We start from the raw sequence: 20696 nt of genomic DNA on the forward strand, positions 1-20696 counted from the left end.
GGATGGCAGGAAAGGGGAGTGACAATATGTCGAAGCGGGAACGGCCGCCCATCACGGTGAAGGCCTATGTGAAGGTGAACGGCGTGGAGACCGATGTGGACACGCTGGACGAAGCCCGGCGGGGCCAGCTGGCGACGGCTATCCAGGTCACGGTGCTGAATACCTTTTTTGCCGGACGTGCGAATTTCTACCCGGCGGAGGCCGGGGGAAAATAATCAACAACAGGAGGAAAACAACATGAAACATGAGACTTTGACCATTTGGAGCGCGGAGGACTTCACCCGCCCGGAGAAGCTGGCGGCGCTGCGCGTGGGTGACGAGGTCGCCTTCCAACTCAAGAACGGCAAGGACGCCGCCTTTGTGGTGGCGGACATCGCCGACGGCGTCCTTACCGGCTGCCTTTTTAAGGGCGTGCGGGACATGGCCATGTACGACGGCCGCCGCTGGTGGAACACCGACTATGTGAACTATCCGGAGAGCGACGCCAGAGAGCGCCTCAACGAGGAGCTCCTGCCCCTGCTGCCGGAGGAGATGGCGGCGCTGCTGCTTGCGCGCACTATCGTACAGACGGTGGACGGCGAGGTGTACACCTGCACGGACAAGCTGTGGCCCATGTCCGCGGTGGAGGTGTTCGGCAAGGACGCGCCGGACTGGATGCAGCGGGACGATACGCCGGACAAGCCCCTGCCGTTCTTTGCCGAGAGTCAGGCCGACCGGAAAGCGTACCTGTGGTATGCCTGGCTGCGCTCGCCGTATGCCAGCACCAGCAGCATTTTCTGCTATGTGTACACGTCGGGCGCCGCGAACTACTACCCTGCCGGCTTTTCGCTTGGCGTCGCCCCCGGCTTTCGCATCGGCATCAAGGCCAAGACGGCGGAGCCGGCGCAGGACTGATCGAAAAGGCCATCCCCCGGCGCAAGCCGGGGATACGAAAGGAGCAGAGCATGAACAAGAGAAAGAGCCGCGGCGCCAAGTTCGCCGAAGGGGAGCAGACGGTGTGCCTCACCCCGGCGGCTGCGGAGAGAAACGGCGGGCACCCGCCCATAGGCACGGTACTCCGGGCCACGAAGCGGAACGGCGCGTGGGCCTACCAGGTGCAGGTGCGGGACACGGACCGCATCGAGACCTGGTCGGAGGACACGATGGGGAGGCTGGCGGTATGAGCGCCTTCGGATGGATATGCGCCTATATCGGCGCGGCGTGGCTGGCTGGGGCGGTGCTGAAATGCGTGGAGGCGCTGGGCCGGTGACAGAGACACGGATGGAACGGAACCGGCGGGCGCGGGCCTACAGCCACGCCTGCCGCATCCGGCGGCTGCGGAATGCCCTGTGGGCGGTGGCCGCCGTGCTGACGGTGCTGCTGGCGGTGGAGCTGATCTGGCTGCTAAGCAGCAGACCGGCACCGGAGGGCACCGCGCAGGAGCCGCAGGAGATGGCGGTCCTGCTGGAGCCGGAGGTCACGGAAAGCACCGGCGTGTTCACGGTGACGGGCTACTGCGCCTGCTGCACGCCGTACAGCCACCTCAACCGCTGCGGCGACCTTGTGCTGACCGCCAGCGGAGAGTGGGTACACCCCGGCGAGGCGGTGGCGGTGGATCCGGACATCATCCCGCTGGGCAGCACCGTGACTATAGGCGAAAAGACCTACAAGGCGCTGGACACTGGCGTGCGCGGCTATGTGGTGGATGTGCTGATGAGCCACGAGGACGCCGCCGCGGCCGGCGCCAGAAGGGAGCTGGTAACATGGACAACCGACCTAAGACAGGGAGAAATGCCGAGCTGAAGCCCTGCCTGCACTGCACGGAACGCTACGTCGGCTGCCACGGAAGGAACGAGGACGGGAGCTACCGCTGCGGGAAGTACGCCGAGGTGGAGGCCGCCAGGGCAGAGGAACGGGTGAAGCTGACCGCCTACCGGCGGGAGAAGGAGATAGACCGCTACCAGCGGCGCAAGATCAACGAGTTCAGCACCAAGGCCGAAAAGGCCCGGATGCGCGGAAGGGGACGGTGAATATGGCCGAGGGAAAGGGCAAAAAAGACGACTTCCTGTGGTGGGTACAGTGCGATGGCCACTACGACGTGCCGGTGATCGCCCCCAACTGGGAGCTGGCCACGGTGGAGGCGGCGCACCTGTGGGGTGTGCCGTGGGCCAAGGTGGCCGCCCGGTGCGAGCTGCGGGAGAAGCTGCCTGTGGTGCGGAACGTGTGCCAGCGGTGCGGCAAGATCTTTCACGGCTCCGGCCCGCTGTGCGACGACTGCATCAGCATCATCCGCATAGAGGAGCAGCGGAGGGCCGCCGCCAGGAAGGACTACTTCCGGCGGCTATATGCCGGATACTGAGGGGCCGGGCGAGAGACAAACAGACAAACAGGAGGAACTGTGCGATGAACGAGTATTTAGACAGGGCGCTGGGCAAGCTGCACGGCGCCAAGACGCCGACGGGCCAACGGGAGGCCGTGGTGTTCAAACCGGTGGTGGCGGCGCTGGAGGACTTCTGCCGACAGGATGCGGAGTTCGCCCAGGCGGTGGCACAGGGCGGCAGCGTGGAGGACTGCGTCAAGACCGTACTGAAGGGCGTGGGCGGCAGCCTGAGCGACCTTGAGGCCTACAAGCGGGCGGCGGCGTTCTTCTTCCCCGGCTGCGTGGTGACCATGAAGCTGTCCATTGCCATGTGCGAGCACGACGTAGTCCCGGCGGCACCCCAGGAGCGCAAGGCCGTGGTGCTGGATCTGGCGGACTTCTGGTGAGCGCCATGATGGACGAAAAGGAGAGGGCCTCCAAGCTGGAGCGACTGGCCCCGAAGCCCACAGCGCAGGAGATGGAGGCGGTCAACGGACTGTTCCGGCACTTCCTGTTCAAGCGCTGCGGCAAGGGCGAGATATGGACTACCTGCTGCCGGCGGCATACCTTCGTCAAGCCGGACACGGACAACGCCGACGAGCTGAGAGCGCTACACGCGCCCCACACGCCGGAGCCCCGGAACGGCTGGGACCACTCGCCCACGGTGAAAAGGCGCTGCAGGTGCCCATACTGCGGCGCGGAGGTCACCGTGAAGGAACTGCGGTACTCCGGCGGGCGGGCCAACCTGTGGAGCTTCCGGCGAGCGGTCATCCTGCGGCAGTGGCGGGGCGCCCTATGGGCCACGGCGTGGGACTGTGAGAAGAACTACAGCCGCGTCGGTATGAACGGTGAGCCGGTACTGACTGAGCTTCCGGAGATGAAACTGCTGGGTGTGTACCGCTTCGCGCCGGGCGTGGCGGAGCAGGCCACGCGGCCGTGGTGGTGCAGCGGCGGCACACCCATGAGCTACCACCGCCAGATTACGCCCGGCAAGAGCAACGGGCGCAAGGGCGGGCTGTGGAAAGTGCATTCGCCCTACACCTACTGCGCCGAACTGGGCAGCAGCTATGACGTGATCGGGCTGCTGGAGGCGGACAAGGGCTTTATGCGCTGGTGCGGCCTTAGAAAGATACATCTCCCCTCGGATGACTTCATTGAGCTGCTGACGGCGTGCTGCTTTTACCCCCGCCAGATCGAAATGCTGGTGAAGCTGGGGCTGGAGGACGCGGTGAAGGACCTTGTGGGGCGCGGCGTGCGGAACGCCGACATCATCAAATGGGACGCGGACAAGCCCAGGAACTTTATGAAATGCACGCCCAAGGAAGCGATGGCGGCGTGTTCCGTGGGAGAGCCGATGCGGGTGCTGCGGCTGTATATCCGGCACAGGGACACGCCGCTGAAAATGACCATAGAAACCGCGGCGTGGCTCGCTGAGGCCACCATCGGCCGCGGCGAGGAGAACTACGCCGTGCGCCTGCTGAAGCGGCTGGACATCACGGCGGAGAAGCTGACGGCCTATCTGGAAAAGAACCGGGTAGCGCTGCAGGAAGGCGGCAGGCCCGGCTCCAGCACCCGGAGAGGGGTGCTGGAGCTATACAAGGACTATCTGGACGCGGCGGAGCACTGCGGGATGGACATGGAAAACCCCCTGATCCTCATGCCGCGGGACCTTGTGGAAAAGCATGACCGGGTGACAGCGGCGTGGAGCGCCATACAGCGCCAGTACCGGAAGGCGGAGGACACAGCGGCGCAGAAAGCCGCCGCGGAGGCCTACAGGAAGCGGCTGCGCGCCCTGTCTGAAAAGTATCTATTCTGGACGGACGACTTCCTTATCCGCGCGCCGGTCAACGCCGATGAGATCGTGGACGAGGGCAAGGCGCTAAAGCACTGCGTAGGCGGCTACGCTGCCCGGCACATGACGGGGGCGACAACCATCCTGTTCCTGCGCCGGCGGGACAGGCCCCACACGCCGCTGGCAACCATCGAGATGAACGGCAACACAGTCGTGCAGGTACACGGCTACCGGAACGAGCTGGAGGGCTGCGCCGATAACCCGGACCGGGAGAGTGCCAGAAAGCTGTACGCCGGGGTGCTGGATCCGTGGCTGAAATGGCTGAAGGCCGGAAGCAAACGAGATGAGGACGGCAGGCCGAAGCTGCCGAAAAAGAGAGCGAGGAGGAACGCGGCATGAGTATGTATGACATGGTAGACACCACGCCGGAGGGGTATTCTGAGGGCGAGGAACTGAGCAAGATGTTCAGCGAGGATGATATGAGCGAGGCCTTTGAGGAGCGCGACATCGACGTCATCACGGAGGAGATCAACTTCTACAAGCAGCAGGCCGGCATGGCCATTCTGGAGATTGGCAAGCGGCTGGTGGAGGCCAAGGCACAACTCTCCCACGGGGAGTGGCTGCCGTGGCTGGAGAAAAAGGTGGAGTTCTCCGAGCGCAGCGCGCAGCAGTATATCCGGCTGTGGAAAGAGTACGGCAAATCCGCAACCGTTGCGGATTTGGGCGTGCGGAAAGCCTTGGTATTGCTGGCTTTGCCGGACACGGAACGCGACAGCTTCGCCGGCGAAAAGCATGAGGTGAACGGCGAGGAGAAGACCGCGGCGGAGATGACGGTGAAGGAGCTGGAAAAGGCCGTAGCAGAGCGCAACACCGCCCGCCAGGAGGCGGAACAGGCCAAGGCGGACCTGTACGCCGCTCGCGAAGCCGCCAGGGAGGCGCGGGATCATGTGGAAGCCCTGCGGGGAGAGCTGGAGGCACTGAAGAACCGGCCCACGGAGGTGGCCATTGAACAGAGGGACGCCACAGAGGAGCAGCTGGCCGCTGCCCGGCAGGAGGCCGAGGACGCCGCTGCCCGGCAGGTGGCGGCGCTGGAAAAGGCGCTGGAGAAGGCGCGCGGCGAGGCGGCGGCTGCCGAGGAGAGGAAGGAGGCCGCCGAGTCGGAGCTGCAGGACGCTGAACGGGAGCGCGACAGCGCACTGGACGCCGCCAAGGGCTACAAGGCCGAGGCGGAGGCCGCCCACAAGCTGGCCGCCGCGGCCAGCAGCGAGGGTATGGCCAAGTTCAAGGTGGTGTTCGATCAGACGGTGGAAAACGTGAACACCCTGGCCGCACTGCTGCAGGCGCTGCCGGACAGCCAGCAGGAGAAGCTGCGGCGGGCGCTGCTGGCACTGGCCGACCAGGTGCGGAAGGTGGGCGCTTGATATGGCGGAGCACTGCAGAAGCTGCGTGTGGCGCTCCGGCCGGGATGGGTACAAATGCGACTACGCCGGCAAGACGAACCACACACGAAAGGCGGAGTCCCCGAATGGGTGTACCTACTATCTGCGGGGCGACATCGTAACGGACGACCGGACAGCCCAGCGGCTGTATCGCAAGGTCGTGGCAAAGAGAGAAGCGGCGGGGCTGGCGTGGGCCGCCCCGTACCGCCCTCTTTTGAAAGCGGCTGCCCGATGAACGGGCGGCGGCTTTGAGGAGAGGAGGCGAGGGTGTGAACCTGCGGAACCCCAAGGAATACTGCGAGAACCTGCTGTGGATACGCACGAAAAAGCAGACGATGGCGCACCTGCGCTTCAACGACGCGCAGAACAACCTGTACGGCGTCATCCGCCAGCAGGCGGCGCAGGGGAGGCCCATTCGCCTGATCGTCCTCAAGGGGCGGCAGGAGGGTATCTCCACAGTGACAGAGGGGCTGATGTTCCAGGACACGGTGACGCGCCCCAACGTCAAGACGCTGATTGTGGCCCACGAAAACACGGCCACGGCCAACCTGTTCAAAATGAACAAGCTGTTCTACGACAGCCTGCCGCCCGGCGCACAGCCCATGCGGAAGAACTCCAACGCCAAGGAGCTGGTGTTCGAGAACCCCACCAAGGACGAGAAGGAGAAGCGCCGCCGGCCGGGCCTGCGGAGCTCTATCCGCTGCCAGACGGCGGGAAAGGGCGGCGTGGGCCGAAGCGATACGCTGACCAATGTACATATCTCCGAATACGCCTTCTGGCCCAAAAACAAGGACGAGCTGCTGCTGGGCATCATGCAGGCGGTGCCGGATGAGCCGGACACGATGGTGGTCATCGAGTCCACAGCCAACGGCTACGACCACTTCAAAACCCTGTGGGACGACGCGGTGGCAGGCGTCAACGCATGGACGCCGGTATTTCTGCCGTGGTATCTGGAGCCGGGGTATCGGAAAAGCGTGCCGGCGGGCACCGTGTGGAGCGACGAGGAGGAGAAGCTGCGGCAGGACTTCGGGCTGGACAACGAGCAGCTCATGTGGCGCCGCTGGTGCATCAAGGCCAACTGCGGCAACGACGCGGCCATGTTCCGGCAGGAGTACCCCAACACGCCGGACGAGGCGTTCCTGCTCAGCGGTGAGGGCTACTTCGACAACGCGGCGCTGGGCCGCCAGCGGATGCACGCACCGGCGCCCGACTCCGTGGGCTGGTTCGTATTCGACGAGCCGGCGGAGCCGGGGGACGCGCCCCGGAACTGGCGGTACGAGCCTGGCGAGACCGGGGCGGTGCGTATCTGGCAGACGCCGGAGAAGGGCGCGCCCTATGTACTGGGCGGCGACACGGCCGGAGAGGGCAGCGACCGCTTCACGGCCTTTGTACTGGACAACCGCACCGGGGCGCAGGTAGCGGAGCTGCAGATGCCGCTGTCCGAGATACAGTATGCCCGGCAGATCTACTGCCTGGGCCGGTACTACAACGATGCGCTGGCGGCGGTGGAGGTCAACTTCTCCACCTACCCGGAGAACAAGCTGGAGGAATGGCACTATCCGACACTCTACCAGCGGGAGCGCTTCGACACCTTTAAGAATGTGATGGTCAAGTCTCAAGGATGGGTGACGTCCCCTAAGACGCGGCCTCAGATGCTGGCTACGCTGCACACGGTGATGGACGAGGAGCCGGGGCTGGTGATGTCGGCGTGGACACTGGGGGAGATGATCACCTTCGTGTACGACGAGAACCGTAAGCCGCAGGCGGCAGCGGGAGAGCACGACGACCTGGTGATGGCAGCGGCCATCGCCCACACGGCCCGCACCCAGCAGCGGTACACCTCCGACTCCGGCGGCGCGGACCGGCGGCACTGGACAAAGGATATGTGGGAGGACTGGCGCCGGGCGGATCCGGCGGCGCGGAAACAGTTGGAAGCGGAGTGGAAACGCTCCGAAAAATAAAAACAGGAGGAATGTGCGACATGGATTTTTTCAGTATCGTATGCGGCGCGGCGTCGCTGCTGTGGCTGGCGGCCGGTGCGCTGGCGGTGGAGGACCGCTGGCGGCAGCGGCGTCTGACCAAAAAGAGCGAGGAGGCACTGGACAAGCTGCTGGAGGAGGTGTTCTGCGATGAGCAAGACGACTGAGCTGGTGGAAAGGCTGCGGGAGTTGCCGCGAGACACGCGAAAAGCCACCGTGGAGATCTACGACCTGTGCATCGAGGCGTCGTATGAGATCGAGGAGCTGACGGACCGGTGTGCCCGGTACGCCGAGGAGATCGCGGTGCTGCAGGAAAAGCAGAAGTGGGTGGACGCCCATGGTGGAGGTGGTACTGGAGTGAAGGTGAACCGCGAGGAGCTGTACAGGAAGACGGTGTATTGTCCGACGTGCCGGGGCGTGACGCCACAGGGCTGCCCGCGCTGCGGCGGGGTGGGACTGGTGGTAGTGCCGGCCACAAGAGGCGACGTCCTCCGGCGGATGTCGGACCGGGAGCTGGCGGTGCAGCTGTTCGACTTTCGCTTTGACGGCTACGCCAAGGCGCAGGGCGCGGAGACCGTCCTGCCGGACACGATACAGAGCATAGAAAACTGGCTGAAGGAGGAGATGGGCAAATGAAAAACGAAGGAGGGGGGGCGGTGAGACACCTGCAGATGTCGGAGAGCGAGATCGTGAGCAGCTACCGCACCGCCCGCGATCCTAAGCGGCAGATCGGCATACTGGCGGAGCTGAACGCGGTGACGCCGCGGGAGATCCGAGAGGTGCTGGAGGCGGCCGGGGCACTAATGCTGAAGCCCCGGAGCCACGGCGGCGGGCGGCCTCTCAGCTTCGACGCCGCGGCAGCGCGGCAGATGTTTGAGGCAGGCCTCACCGACGAGGAGATGGCCCGGAAGCTGGGCGTGCCGGAGAAGCGCCTCGCCGAATGGCGGCGCCGGCAGGGGCTCATGCGGCCGAAGTACAGCAGGCCCCGCCCGGCGGCGGAGACAGAAAAAACAACGGTTCCGGCGGCTGTGCCGGAGCAGAAGGAGGAAACTATGGCGGTGATGACGAAAAGCGCCTCCGCGCCGGCGGAGAAGGACGACAAGGTGGTGACGGTGGAGACACTGTTCGACCTGCTGCGGGGCGCGGTGGACGCCGGGTACGGCGAGGCTCCTGTGACGGTGGAGCGCTGCCGCTTCACGGAGATGCGCCTGCGTGTGGAGCTGCTGATGACCGGCGGGCTGCGCGTAGGCGGCGAGCCGGTGGCGGTGGAGCTGGAGGGCGTGCCGGAGGCAGCGGCGGGGAAGGAGGACTAAACCATGGCGGATGTGAATGTGGCGCTGCTGGTCAGCCAGACGGTGACCGAGGCCCAGAGCCAGAGCCGGATCAAGATGGGCCGGGACTATGCCAGCTTCTATGAGGCGTGGGCGGTCCTGCGGCAACGGATCGAGGAGACCAAGCGGGACGCCAAGGCGCTGGAGAAGCTGCACAGCGAGCTGTGGGACGCCATCAAGGACGGCAACGAGGACGAGGCCCTCATTGAGATGGGCGCCATCAACGCCAGCGCCGCGGCGCTTTGCGCGGCCTTCGCGGGCATGGCGGCGGAGGCCCAGCGGGCGGTGGAGGAACAGACGTAAATGAGAAAAAGCCCAGCCCCGGAAGGGGCTGGGCGATGGCATCGGCGGACATTGGTATAGCCGCCCTGGCGGGCTGAAGGACTGCGCTCATGCGTGGTGTACTGACGTAGGCAGGTCGGGGCGGCGATATGAGTGTCTGACTACCTTATATATAATACGCGCGGGCGCGTATCTGTGGGCTCGTTAAAAGCCTATGTTTGGCGGGAAGGCCGCTTGCAGCGGAGGAACGGCACCACGTGACGGCTCCTCCGTGGACGGCGGGCAGGCGGCTTTACCGGCGGGCGGAGAAATGAACAGGCGGCTCGTGCGGGCACGGGCGCGACCTATGCTATTTTATCGCGGGAGAGGGATGAGCAAACCATGACGACGGCGAAGGAGGGAATGTACATGATCACCAAGATCACCAGCGGCTCCGTGGTGGAGCGCCGCAAAGCCTATGTGGGGCGCAGGCCCTCCCGGCGGGGGGCGCGGATCAAGGGTGCCAGCAGCGAGAAGAAGCAGGAGAACAACCGGCAGCAGGCCATCCTCGCCCTGGCGCGGACACTGAACTGCAACTATACCAACGGCGACGGGTATCTGACGCTGTCCTTCACCGACGAGGCGCTGACCGCCTGCGGCGGCACGCTGGCAGGGGCCAAGAAGGAGGCGCGGAAGTTCGCGGACCGTGTGGCCTACCGGATGAAGAAGCACGGCAAGGCGCTGAAATGGGTGATCGTGCCCAGTGAGATGGACGGCGAGACCGGGGAGCTGGTGCGCGTCCACGTCCATGTTGTCATCTCCGGCCACGGCCTGCGGCTGGAGGACGGCGTGTTCTGGCTGTACGGCGAGAAGCTGGACGACGTGTGGGGCAACGGCACGGTGGACGTGCAGATCCTGCGGCGGCAGAAGGATTACTACCCGCTGGCCCGGTATCTCATCCTCCAGGCACGGGGCGTGGCGGACGAGAAGAAGTACAGCGTCAGCCGGAACATGGTCAAGCCGAAGGTGGAGCACCTGTACACCTGGTCACCCGCGCCGCTGCGGGTGCCGGCGGGGGCCTCGGCGCTGCCGGGGACGCGGTACGACCCGGAGGCCGGGGTGAACTTCGTGCGGTACATACCCGCCCAGCGGGATCCCGCCCGGAAGGTGGGCGGCAGCAAGGAGATGGCTGTGGCCTGTGCCGGGGAGCCGGTGGAGGGAGGTGACGGGGATGGGCTTTAAGAAGCTGCGGGGTGTGAAGCTGCCGGAGGAGAAGCAGGGCTTCATCCGCTACACCTGTCTGACGCTCTCGGAGCAGCCAAAGTGGATACAGGAGAAGGTCAAGTACACCTGCGACATGGTCGGAGGTGCGTACAGCCATGCTCTTTTTGAGCTGATGACCACCCGGAAAAGCGTGACGTCCATCTCGCTGGACCACGCCATCACGGAGAGCGTGCTGTACGACATGAGGAAGGCCTTTTACGAGAGCTGGTAAACGGCTCGTTTTCTGGGATAACTGACACGCTTTAACTGAATGAACTGCCCGGAAGCTTTGATTTTGCACGGCCTCCGGGCTTTTTGCGTTTTTCCGCATTTCCGTGATAACTGCACGTTGAAGTGTTGCACAATGGATAAAACGGAGAGTATTCACCGGCGGGAAAGGAGGCTGGCGGCGTGGCTGACAGGACGGAAAAACGGCTGGGTGAGAAGCAAAAACGCTTCGTGCGGGAGTGGCTTATCGATATGAACGGCACGAGGGCCGCTATCCGGGCCGGATACAGCGCAAAGAGCGCGGCCAACACGGCCAGCCGGTTGATGAAAGATGCGGCGGTGCAGGCCTACCGGGACGAGCTGCTGAAAACAGAGTTTGAGGCGCTGGGCGTAACGCGCCACTCGCTGGCGGTGGAGGTTTGGCGCGTGTACGAGCGGTGCAGCGCCGCCAAGCCGGTGATGCAGTGGGACAGCGAATTAAGGGCCTACGTGGAAAGCGGCCAATGGCAGTTTGACTCCAAGGGCTGTTTGAAGGCGCTGGGGATGCTGCACGACATGATCGAGCGCATGAACCGACAGGACGACGAGGACGAGGGCGCGGACTACGAAACGATGCTGACAGGCGGGGGCCGGGAATTTTGATGGGAGGAAGCCATGAACATGAACAGGAAGGACCAAGAGAAGCTGCAGGTGTGGCAGGAGCGTCTGACGCTGGCGGAGAACGCCATCGCCGGGGAACGCGAGAGGATGCTCCGGCGGGAGCAGCAGTACGAGGGCGGGCACACCATCTACGCCCCGGACGGCACCAAGGCCAGGGAGAGCCTTGCCAGCCATGTGCGGAACGTGAGCTTTGAGATCATCGAAACGCAGATAGACAGCACCATCCCTTCACCGAAGGTGACGGCGGTGCGGGAGGAGGACGAGTGGCTGGCGGACGTGATCGAGGCCATGCTGCGGGATGTGATGGACCGGCTGCCCTCGGAGCGCATGAACGACGAGGGCGAGAGACTGAGCCCGGTGCAGGGCGGCTACGGCCTGCTGGTGGACTGGCTGGACAGCGTCAGCGGGAAAGACTGGCTGGGTGATCTGAAGGTGAGTCTCGTCCACCCCTATGGCATCGTACCGCAGGCCGGCATGACGCAGGTGGCGGACATGGATTTCTTTTTCCTCAAGACGCCGCAGACGAAGCGACAGATCCGAAAGTTCTACGGCGTGGACGTCAACAACGAGAACGAGAGCGATCCGGGCGCCCGGCGGCTGGGCGCATCGGCGGACACCACGGACCAGCTGGTGACGATGGTGACCGCCTACTACCGCAACGGCAAGGGCGGCATCGGGCGGCTGCGCTGGGTGAACGACGTGGTGCTGGAGGACCTGGAGGACTATCAGCTCCGGCGGGTACACCGCTGCACCGCCTGCGGCGCCGTGGGCGACGGCAAGAAGTGCGCCTACTGCGGCTCCAAGAAGTTTGAGGATGAGGTCATGGAGTACGAGGAGCTGACGGAGGACATCGTGCTGCGGAATGGCGCGGTGATCCCGGCGGTGAGCACCGTGCGGGACGAGATGGGCCAGCCGGTGGCACTGGAGGCGGGCGTGCTGTTGCCGCAGATGCAGCCGGGCGGCGGTCCGGCGGTGGCCATGACGGAGGCGGCCTACCGGCAGGAGCAGACGCGCATCCCCTACTACAAGCCGGACGTGTTCCCGCTGGTCATACGCAAAAACGTGAGTATGCCGGGGCGGTTCTGGGGCAGCAGCGACCTTGACGCCATCTTTGACCAGCAGAACAGCCTAAACAAGCTCTGCACGAAGTTGAACACAAAGGTGCTGTCCGGCGGCAGCTTCACCACCGTGCCGCCCGGCGCGCAGTTCATCACCGACAAAGACGGCGTGCGGGTAGAGCTGCAGAACCCGGCGCAGGTGGAGATGATCAAGACCTTCAACACGCAGGTGGACATCAACACAGATCTGGCCATGATGGCGCAGATCTACGAGCAGGCACGGCAGACCATCGGCATCACGGACAGTATGCAGGGGCGGAAGGACCCAACGGCCACCAGCGCCGTGGCCAAGGAGTTCAGCGCCCAGCAGGCGGCTGGGCGTCTGGAGAGCAAGCGGGTGATGAAGCGGGCCATGTATCAAGACCTGTTTGAAGCCATCTTCAAATGGATGCTGGCCTACTGCGATGAGCCGCGGACCATCCGGCGGACGGACGAACACGGCGACGTGGAGTATGTGACCTTCGACCGCCACGACTTCCTGTACCAGGACGAGGCGGGGGACTGGCAGTACAACACGGACTTTCTGTTCTCCTGCGACAGCTCGGCGCCGCTGGCCTCGGACCGGCAGGCGCTTTGGAAGGAGACGCGGATGAACTTCCAGGAGGGCGCCATGGGCAGCCCCACGGAGATCACGACGCTGCTGCGGTTCTGGGAGCAGATGGAGAAGCTGCACTACCCCATGGCCGGGGATATGGTCAAGAGCCTGCGGGATCAGATGGAGAGCCAGCAGGCACGGCAGGCCCAACAGACGCCGCCGACGGCGCCGGACAGCCCCGGCGGCAGCGGCGGCACGGAACCCACGGCGGAGGAGCTGCTGACGATGGCGGCACAGCAGGGAGGGGGCGAGATGGCATGAAGTGCCCGGAATGCGGACTGGAGATGATGATCTACAGCGCCACGGTGAACGCGGACGGCGGCAGCGAGACCGCCTATGTGTGCCGGAACCCGCAATGTGCCCGGTACGACCGGCGGCTCAGAAAAAAGAAGGACGCTCCGGCGGCGGACGGCGCGGCCGAAGCGTGAGGCGGCCATCCGGGGCCGCGGTGGGTGGTTTCGCACGCCGCCCGGAGCCAGACAGATTTTCCTCCTGTCTTACTACCGGACGCCCTGCCGAAGGGCGGGGCATCCACCGCAGCCCCGGAGCTGCACAGGACAACGTTTCGCCGGCGGGACGGCGGGAAAAACCCGAATACGGCGAAAGGAGGACATGAGGCATGGAGAAAAAGAAAGGCTACATCGGCAGCATCGCCAACGTGGGCAGCCAGCGCGTGGAAGCGCCCGCCCAGAAGGCAGCGCCTGCCCAGAAGGGCACCGTGCGCTTCACCGGCACCGACCTTCGGACCGGGAATGGCGGCAGCAAGGATAAGCGCAAGTAAGCGCGTCCTGCTGGCACCGACGACACATCACCGCCTGCGGGCGGGACATTTCGCTTGGCCCCGGCGGAAAAGGGGCGTATTCGCACCGAACGCGGAAAAATCGGAAAGGAGAACACCATGAACGGATTGACGGAACAGGACTATGCGGAGGCCTTCGGCGTGGAGCTGCCCGATGAGGGCGGCGCAGCGGACGGCGGCACGCAGGAGCCTGTGGAAAACGGTACCGGCGGCGCCGGAGAAGAAAGCGCGGCACAGAAGCCGGGCACGGAGGCCCATGAGGACGGCGGAGATCCTGAAGAAGCGGGAGGCGGCGCAGCAGCGCCGGGCGCGGAAGCGGGACAGAACGCCGAGGAGCGCAGCCGGCAGGCCTACGGACGCCGGGCACGGGAGCGCGAGGCGGAACGGCAGGCCCTGACAGCGGCGGCGCAGGCCCGCGTGGACGCGGTGTATGCCGACCTGTTCGCGGGCCAGACGAACCCCTACACCGGCCAGCCCATCCGCACGGAGGCGGACTTCCAGGCCTATCAGGAGGCCAAGGCCAGACAGGAGCGCGAGGAGCAGATGCTCTCCGCCGGCGTGGATCCGGCGGCACTGCAGGGCATGGTGGACGACGCCGTGAAGCCCCTGCGGGAGCAGGTGCAGCGCCAGCGCCTGGAGGGCATGAGCGCTGAAGCGCGGAACGTGACCGCACAGGCACAGGCGGCCATCCGGCAGGGCCTTGAGGCGGTGCGCGTGAAGTACGACGGCAGCGTCCAGAGCCTTGAGGACATCGTGGCCATGCCCACCGGGGAAGCCTTCCGCGGCTATGTGGAAAAGGGGTTGTCCATCGAGGACGCCTTCTATATGGCCAACCGCGCCGCCGTGGACAAGCGGCGCATGGAGGCAGCCAAGCAGGCGGGCATCAAGCAGGCAAGCGGCAAGCGCCACATGGCCCCGGTGCCCGGCGCTGCGGGTGAGGCGCCCTATGTGGCCACGCCGCGGCAGAAGGAGTTGTACCGCGAGATCAATCCCAATGCGACGGACGACGAGATCAACGCCGCATACGGAGAATTCTACAAACAGTAAAGCCCCGACATGGGGCGGGAAAGGAGATAACAAACTATGTTCATGCTTAGCAGAATGCTGGTGGGCAATACGCCCCCCATCGTGTATATGCAGCCCACTGACGGCGAGACCTACCAGGTGGGCGAGGCGCTGAAGCTGGCCAGCGGCAAGGTGACGCTGTGCAGCGGCGCTGTGGCGCCCAGCCATGTGTGCGTGGGCCCCATCGACGACAACGGCGTGGTGCCGTGCGTGGAGGTGCAGAAGTACATGGAGTTCGAGACCACCCTCGGCGTGGCCCCCGCGGACTCCGCGACCGTCGGCGTGGGCGACAAGGTCACCCTGCACACCGACGGTATGCAGGTCACCGCCACCAAGACCAGCGGTGTGGCAGAGGTCACCGGCATCGACGGCCAGACCGTCGGTTCCCACGTGACGGTGAAGTTCTGAGCGAAGAAAGGAGATACATAACATGAGTGGTTTTCTGACCGTTTCTATCGGTTCCGGGCTGAACGGGACCATCTACGGCGATTGCCAGGTGCCGCTGAAGGCATTTCTGGAGAGCCGGGGCGAGGCGTTCCAGCGGGAGAGCCTGCTGCCCTATCTGTACCGCATGGAAAAGAGCCGCCACTGGGCGGAGCGCTATTCCAGCGAGACCGCCATGGGCGACTTCGAGCCCGTGGGAGAAGGCGGCGATTATCCCAAGACCGGCTTTGAGGATGGCTACTTCCGGGACATCGTGAACATGACGTTCAAGCAGTCCTTCTCCGTGACAAAGGAGCTGGTGGAGGACTGCCTGCTGGGCACCATGAAGCAGCGCGCCAACAAGCTGGTGACCGCCTACGGCCGCACCCGCGAGAAGTTCGGGCGTATCCTGTACGCTGGCGGCCTGTACGGCACCACCGTTTCCTACAAGGGCAAGACCTTCGCCTGCGGCAGCGCCGACGGGCAGGCCCTGTTCTCCAAGACCCACCCCAACAAGGTCGACGGCGCCAAGCAGACCAACCTGTACAAGGGCACCTTCACCAACACCCTGTTGGGCAAGATCGAGACCGAGATGCAGAACATCAAGGGCGACAACGGCGAGCTGCTGGGCGTGGCCCCGGACACCATCTGGATCCCCAACGACGGCGCGCTGAAGGACGCCGTGTTCTCCGCCGTGGGCGCCGACAAGGAGCCCACCTCCGGCAACAACGCCTTCAACTACCAGTTCGGCCGCTGGAACATCATCGTGGATCCCTACCTGACCGCCGCGCTGGCCGACATGGGCAAGAGCAGCGAAAAGCCCTTCTTCCTGCTGGACAGCAAGTTCATTGAGCTGAACGACGGCCCCATCTTCCAGGACCGCGTGCCGCTGGAGGTCAAGTCCATCATCGACACCAACAACGACAACAACGTCTGGCAGGGCCGCGCCCGCTTCGGCGCCGGTTTCGTGGACTGGCGGTTCATCGCTGCGGGCAATATGTCCACCGGCACCGACCTCACCTAAGAGGAAGGCGGTGGCGGCATGACATGGGGAGATGTGAAACTGGCTGCACTGCAGACCATGTACTCCAACGAGGGCGCTGTGCTGACAGAGGACGACATCAACCGTGAGTATATCAATGCCATGCCCGCCAAGGCCAACGAGGCGCTGCAGCAGATCGCGTCCGTTGGCCGCCCCATCCTCAAGTCGTGGCAGATCGAGATCGACGCCGACACCGACGAGCCGGTGGTGACGGCGGAGAAGCTGATCCTGCCCAAGACAAAGGACCTTTACAAGATACCCTTGCAGGACTACCTGCCGCGCTTCCGCTGCCTGAACAGCAGCGAGGTCATGTTCGCCGACGGCACCGCCTACGGTACCGCGGAGGACTGGAGCATGGAGGGTGACGACGTGTTCGTCATCCCCGGAAGCGTGGTGGGCACCTATACGCTGTGGTACAAGGCGTACCCGCAGACCGTCACGGCGGACACGCCGGACGAGGAGGAGATCGACCTGGCGGCGGAGGCCGCTGTACTGATCCCGCTGTACATCGCGGCCGAGCTGTACAAGGAGGACGATATCTCCATAGCGACCATACTGCGGAATGAATACGAGGACGGTCTTGTGAAGGTGCAGACGGCTTACGCATCCAGCGGATCGGGCATCCGGTCCGCTGGTGTTCGTAATACGACAGGGTGGTGGTAAGGTATGGCACAATTCACGGTACCGGCGGCAAGCAAGAAGTACAGCATAGTCATTGAGGCGTTCCGGGGCGTGGACCTGAACAACAGCCCCAGCAACGTGGACAAGTCCCGGTCCCCGGAGGCGCCCAACATGATACGCGACCAGGTGGGCAAGGTCCGGAAGCGGACCGGCTACACCACGATGGTAACAGCCTACGGCAACGCGGCCATCAACGGCATCCATCGGCTGAACGGAGAGGTACTGGTCCACGCCGGCGGGAAACTGTACCGGCGGAACATCGACACGGACGGCACGTGGACGCTGGAGGTCATAGGGGACATGGCGGACGCCAGGAGCCGCAGCTTCGTGTTTGATGAGAAGCTGTATCTGCTGGACGGCAGCGTGTACCGCGTCTATGACGGCACGACGCTCTCGGCGGTGAGCGACAACGCCACGGTGCCGACGATCATCATCTCCCGCCGCCCCACCGGCGGTGGAACGGCCTATCAGGGGCTGAACCTCATCGGAAAGAAGTGGACGGAGAGCTTCCTCGGCACGAAGGATGCCACGGTGTACCAGCTGACCACGGAGGGGCTGGACAGTGATCCTGTGACGGCAGAGGTACTGAACAGCGACGGCGAATGGGTGGCCAAGGTGGAAAACACGGACTTCACCGTGGACAGGCAAGCGGGGAAGGTGACGTTCAACACCGCGCCGGGCGAGAGCCCGGTGACCGGACAGGACAACGTACACATCACCGCCTCCAAGACGCGGGAGGGGTACGCGGACACCATCAACCACTGCACCATCCCGGCGGTGTACGGCGTGGGCGGCGCCACGGACCGGGCGTTTCTCAGCGGGAACAGCGAAAAAAAGGGCACGGACTTCTACAGCGAGTTCGACGATCCGGCCTTTTTCCCGGACACCAACTACACCAAGATCGCCCGCGACGGCGGCGAGGTGGTGGGCTACACCGTACTCAGCAATACGCTGGCGGCGTTCCTCACCGGCAGCGCCGACGGCCGGAACGTGGTGGTGCGTACCGGCTCGCTGAACGAGGACGGCGAGGCGGTGTTCCGCATCACCAACACCATCATCGGACAGGACGCGGTGGCGCCGGACACCTTCTGCCGGACGGACAAGGAGCCGCTGTTTCTGACGGACCGCGGCGTGTTCGCCATCACGGCGGAGGAGCTGACCGGGGAGAAGTACAGCCAGGAACGCAGCTACTACATCGGCAGCGCCATCCGCGAGGCGGGGGACCGCGGAGCGGCCAGCGCGTGCATCTACGGCGACTTCTACGCCATGGCGCTGGACGGCACGGTGTATCTGCTGGACCTGCAGCAGAAGACCTACGAGAAAAACAGCCCCTACAGCAGCTTTCAGTATGAGTGCTACTACTTCCCGGACATCCCGGCCTGCGTCATGTTCACGGACGAGGACGGCGCACTGTGCTTCGGCACGGCGGACGGGAAACTGTGCCGGTTCGCGTCGGATCCGGACAGCCCGGCCAGCTACAACGATGACGGCGCGGCCATCACGGCGTACTGGGACACTGCGGACTTCGACGGCAACCTGTTCTTCCAGACAAAGTCGTTCACAGGTGTGGCCGCCCGGCTGGCGGCGGCACCTGTTACCGGCGTGAAGATCTACGCGCTGGTGCGGGGTATTTGGAAACAGGTGTACGACGCCAAGAGCAAGGCCCGGTATCTGAGCTTCGAGTACATCGACTTCGGAAAGTTCACCTTCAGCGGAGATCAGACGCCGCGCACGCTGTACGGCAAAGTGAAGCTGAAAAAGGTGGACAAGGTGCGGTTCCGGCTGCGGAACGACGAGGTGAACGAGCCCTTCGGCCTGTACGCCTTCGGCGTGCAGTACAAGGAACCGGGCACCAACTACAGGAGATAAGGCGGTGAACACATGGTACTGAGCGATTTCAAGATCACGGATGCCGACATTACCAGTAAAGGCGTACAGGCATCCCCGGACCAACTCAGCGGCACGGCTGAGGAAAACAAAAAGGTCTTTGACCGGCTCACCTCCGGGCCGGTGAGGGACGGGCACAACAAGCTCATCGACGCGCTGGTCGCGCTGGGCGTGGAGCAGCTCATCCAGTACGGCAGCGAGGACATCAAGTATATCCGGCTGAATGCGGACGAGCACATCGAGGTATCCTCGGACGGCGCGACATGGACGGAGGTGGCCTCGTCCGGGCACCTGATCTACGACGCGGCGGGGCGGCAGATGCCGCAGCGGAGCCGGCTAAAGTTCGGCGGGGCAAGCGTGGTGACGGACGACGGCACCTACACCATCGTATCCGGCGTAAAGGGCGACAAGGGCGATACCGGCGCGAAGGGCGACAAGGGCGAGAAGGGCGACACCGGCGACCAGGGGCCGCAGGGCGCGGCATGGTATCCGGCGGTGGACGGACTGGGCAACCTGACGTTCGTACTGAGCGAAACGGCCACGCCGCCGCCCGCCTACAACATCCGCGGCCCACAGGGCCCCCAGGGCGTGCAGGGTTTGCAGGGTGCCGCGGGCGCCACCGGCCCGCAGGGCATCCAGGGCCCCCGCGGTTTGCAGGGCGCCAAGGGTGAAAAGGGTGCCACCGGCGCCACAGGTGCCACCGGCCCTGCCGGTCCTGCCGGCGCGCAGGGCGCACAGGGCATACAGGGCCCGCAGGGCGAGACCGGCCCGCAGGGCGCGACCGGTGCCACCGGCCCTGCCGGTCCTACCGGACCGCAGGGACAGAAGGGCGATCCCGGCGAGGACGGCAAGTCCTTCACCATTCAGGACATCTACCCGACGCTGGCGGCGCTGAAGCAGGCGTTCCCCACCGGAAACGAGTACGCCTACCAGGTGACGGCAGAGAATGACGAGATCTTTATATGGTCGGAGCTGTCCACGGACTGGGTGAGCCTCGGCAAACTTCAGGGACCGCAGGGACCACAAGGCCCCACCGGCGCCACCGGCGCACAGGGTCCTAAGGGAGACACCGGCGCTCAGGGGCCGCAGGGCGTACAGGGCATCCAGGGTGCAAAGGGAGACACCGGCGCTACCGGCGCGACGGGCCCCACCGGCCCTACCGGCCCGGAGGGACCGGAAGGCCCCCAGGGCCCCCAGGGCGAGACCGGCCCCCAGGGCGAGCAGGGCATCCAGGGCCCGCAGGGCGAGGCGGGCGAGAGCGCCTACACCGCCGCCAGCAAGGGCGGCTACACCGGCACGGAGACGCAGTTCAACAGCGACCTGGCCAAAATCGGGAACAAGGCGGACAAGACGGCGCCCGCGGCGGCGGGCAACCTGGCCACGCTGGACGCGGCGGGCAATCTGTCCGACAGCGGCAAGAAGCCCGCTGACTTTCAGGCCAAGGTGACGGCCAGCGGACTGCTGAAGGGCGACGGCGCCGGCGGCGTGACCGCGGCGGCGGAAGGCACGGATTACTCCGGCCCCAAGGCCACGGTGACGGCCACGCTGCTGGCGTCCGGCTGGACGGGCAGCGAAGCGCCCTTTGTGTACACGCTGGCCATCGCCGGTGTGACGGCCACCAGCTACCAGGAGCTGCTGCCGGCGGTGAACATCACGGCGGAGCAGCTGAAGGCATTGCAGGCGGCCAACATCACGGACGGCGGACAGGCGGCGGGCAGCATGACGCTGAAGGCCTACGGCAAGGTGCCCACCGTGGACATCCCCATCCGTGTCATCAAGGAGGGAGAGTAAAGAA

The 20696-nt window shown here is 65.0% G+C and carries 27 protein-coding genes; all 27 read left to right on the forward strand.

What is annotated here, in order from left to right; genetic code table 11:
* Positions 1-26: 26 nt before the first annotated feature.
* The 27 genes from ACOMDU_RS01575 (at position 27) to ACOMDU_RS01705 (ending at position 20692) form a co-directional block, all read left to right on the forward strand.
* Positions 27-215, forward strand: coding sequence for a hypothetical protein (locus tag ACOMDU_RS01575; RefSeq protein WP_421128724.1), 189 nt, complete (start codon positions 27-29; stop codon positions 213-215).
* 22 nt (positions 216-237) lie between these two features.
* Positions 238-894, forward strand: a complete 657-nt coding sequence (locus ACOMDU_RS01580; protein WP_421128725.1) for a DUF6273 domain-containing protein — start codon at positions 238-240, stop codon at positions 892-894.
* Positions 895-944: 50 nt separating this feature from the next.
* The gene (locus tag ACOMDU_RS01585; protein ID WP_421128726.1) at positions 945-1163 is read left to right on the forward strand and encodes a hypothetical protein; all 219 of its coding nucleotides are present in this window, start codon (positions 945-947) and stop codon (positions 1161-1163) included.
* A gap of 82 nt (positions 1164-1245) precedes the next feature.
* Positions 1246-1782, forward strand: a complete 537-nt coding sequence (locus ACOMDU_RS01590) for a 3D domain-containing protein (RefSeq protein ID WP_421128727.1) — start codon at positions 1246-1248, stop codon at positions 1780-1782.
* The gene (locus ACOMDU_RS01595) at positions 1743-2009 is read left to right on the forward strand and encodes a hypothetical protein (RefSeq protein ID WP_421128728.1); all 267 of its coding nucleotides are present in this window, start codon (positions 1743-1745) and stop codon (positions 2007-2009) included. The genes ACOMDU_RS01590 and ACOMDU_RS01595 overlap by 40 nt, the downstream gene beginning before the upstream one ends.
* A gap of 2 nt (positions 2010-2011) precedes the next feature.
* Positions 2012-2338 (forward strand): hypothetical protein, encoded by a 327-nt coding sequence (locus tag ACOMDU_RS01600; protein WP_421128729.1) that lies wholly within the window; start codon positions 2012-2014, stop codon positions 2336-2338.
* 44 nt (positions 2339-2382) lie between these two features.
* On the forward strand, positions 2383-2745 hold the full coding sequence (locus ACOMDU_RS01605; protein WP_421128730.1) for a hypothetical protein: 363 nt from the start codon (positions 2383-2385) through the stop codon (positions 2743-2745).
* A 5-nt stretch (positions 2746-2750) separates the two neighbouring features.
* Positions 2751-4529, forward strand: coding sequence for a PcfJ domain-containing protein (locus ACOMDU_RS01610; RefSeq protein ID WP_421128731.1), 1779 nt, complete (start codon positions 2751-2753; stop codon positions 4527-4529).
* Entirely contained in the window at positions 4526-5551 is a 1026-nt protein-coding gene (locus tag ACOMDU_RS01615) for a DUF3102 domain-containing protein (RefSeq protein WP_421128732.1), read from the forward strand. Before ACOMDU_RS01610 ends, ACOMDU_RS01615 begins: the two co-directional genes overlap by 4 nt.
* Position 5552: 1 nt before the next feature.
* Entirely contained in the window at positions 5553-5804 is a 252-nt protein-coding gene (locus ACOMDU_RS01620) for a hypothetical protein (protein WP_421128733.1), read from the forward strand.
* Between the two features lie 34 nt (positions 5805-5838).
* Complete coding sequence (locus tag ACOMDU_RS01625) at positions 5839-7530, forward strand: terminase large subunit (protein WP_421128734.1); 1692 nt, start codon at positions 5839-5841, stop codon at positions 7528-7530.
* Positions 7531-7550: 20 nt separating this feature from the next.
* Positions 7551-7715, forward strand: a complete 165-nt coding sequence (locus ACOMDU_RS01630; RefSeq protein WP_421128735.1) for a hypothetical protein — start codon at positions 7551-7553, stop codon at positions 7713-7715.
* Positions 7699-8184: a hypothetical protein gene (locus ACOMDU_RS01635; protein WP_421128736.1), complete on the forward strand. Its 486-nt coding sequence runs from the start codon at positions 7699-7701 to the stop codon at positions 8182-8184. The genes ACOMDU_RS01630 and ACOMDU_RS01635 overlap by 17 nt, the downstream gene beginning before the upstream one ends.
* Positions 8181-8861: a transposase gene (locus ACOMDU_RS01640; protein ID WP_421128737.1), complete on the forward strand. Its 681-nt coding sequence runs from the start codon at positions 8181-8183 to the stop codon at positions 8859-8861. The genes ACOMDU_RS01635 and ACOMDU_RS01640 overlap by 4 nt, the downstream gene beginning before the upstream one ends.
* A gap of 3 nt (positions 8862-8864) precedes the next feature.
* On the forward strand, positions 8865-9182 hold the full coding sequence (locus tag ACOMDU_RS01645) for a hypothetical protein (protein ID WP_421128738.1): 318 nt from the start codon (positions 8865-8867) through the stop codon (positions 9180-9182).
* A gap of 360 nt (positions 9183-9542) precedes the next feature.
* Complete coding sequence (locus ACOMDU_RS01650) at positions 9543-10382, forward strand: rolling circle replication-associated protein (RefSeq protein WP_421128739.1); 840 nt, start codon at positions 9543-9545, stop codon at positions 10380-10382.
* On the forward strand, positions 10372-10635 hold the full coding sequence (locus tag ACOMDU_RS01655) for a hypothetical protein (RefSeq protein ID WP_421128740.1): 264 nt from the start codon (positions 10372-10374) through the stop codon (positions 10633-10635). Before ACOMDU_RS01650 ends, ACOMDU_RS01655 begins: the two co-directional genes overlap by 11 nt.
* A 179-nt stretch (positions 10636-10814) precedes the next feature.
* Positions 10815-11273, forward strand: a complete 459-nt coding sequence (locus tag ACOMDU_RS01660) for a terminase small subunit (protein WP_421128741.1) — start codon at positions 10815-10817, stop codon at positions 11271-11273.
* Between the two features lie 12 nt (positions 11274-11285).
* Positions 11286-13265 carry a portal protein gene (locus tag ACOMDU_RS01665; RefSeq protein WP_421128742.1) on the forward strand — a complete coding sequence of 660 codons (1980 nt, stop codon included), beginning with the start codon at positions 11286-11288 and terminating at the stop codon, positions 13263-13265.
* Positions 13262-13432, forward strand: coding sequence for a hypothetical protein (locus tag ACOMDU_RS01670; protein ID WP_421128743.1), 171 nt, complete (start codon positions 13262-13264; stop codon positions 13430-13432). The genes ACOMDU_RS01665 and ACOMDU_RS01670 overlap by 4 nt, the downstream gene beginning before the upstream one ends.
* A 191-nt stretch (positions 13433-13623) precedes the next feature.
* Positions 13624-13785, forward strand: coding sequence for a hypothetical protein (locus ACOMDU_RS01675; protein ID WP_421128744.1), 162 nt, complete (start codon positions 13624-13626; stop codon positions 13783-13785).
* Positions 13786-13902: 117 nt separating this feature from the next.
* Entirely contained in the window at positions 13903-14850 is a 948-nt protein-coding gene (locus ACOMDU_RS01680; protein WP_421128745.1) for a hypothetical protein, read from the forward strand.
* Between the two features lie 36 nt (positions 14851-14886).
* Complete coding sequence (locus ACOMDU_RS01685; RefSeq protein WP_421128746.1) at positions 14887-15276, forward strand: hypothetical protein; 390 nt, start codon at positions 14887-14889, stop codon at positions 15274-15276.
* A gap of 22 nt (positions 15277-15298) precedes the next feature.
* Positions 15299-16315: a phage major capsid protein gene (locus ACOMDU_RS01690; protein WP_421128747.1), complete on the forward strand. Its 1017-nt coding sequence runs from the start codon at positions 15299-15301 to the stop codon at positions 16313-16315.
* Between the two features lie 18 nt (positions 16316-16333).
* Entirely contained in the window at positions 16334-16996 is a 663-nt protein-coding gene (locus tag ACOMDU_RS01695) for a hypothetical protein (protein ID WP_421128748.1), read from the forward strand.
* 3 nt (positions 16997-16999) lie between these two features.
* On the forward strand, positions 17000-18883 hold the full coding sequence (locus tag ACOMDU_RS01700; RefSeq protein WP_421128749.1) for a hypothetical protein: 1884 nt from the start codon (positions 17000-17002) through the stop codon (positions 18881-18883).
* Between the two features lie 12 nt (positions 18884-18895).
* Positions 18896-20692, forward strand: a complete 1797-nt coding sequence (locus tag ACOMDU_RS01705; RefSeq protein WP_421128750.1) for a hypothetical protein — start codon at positions 18896-18898, stop codon at positions 20690-20692.
* Positions 20693-20696: the final 4 nt, after the last annotated feature.

Source organism: Vescimonas sanitatis (assembly GCF_049060325.1).
GTDB classification, from domain to species: Bacteria; Bacillota; Clostridia; order Oscillospirales; family Oscillospiraceae; genus Vescimonas; species Vescimonas sanitatis.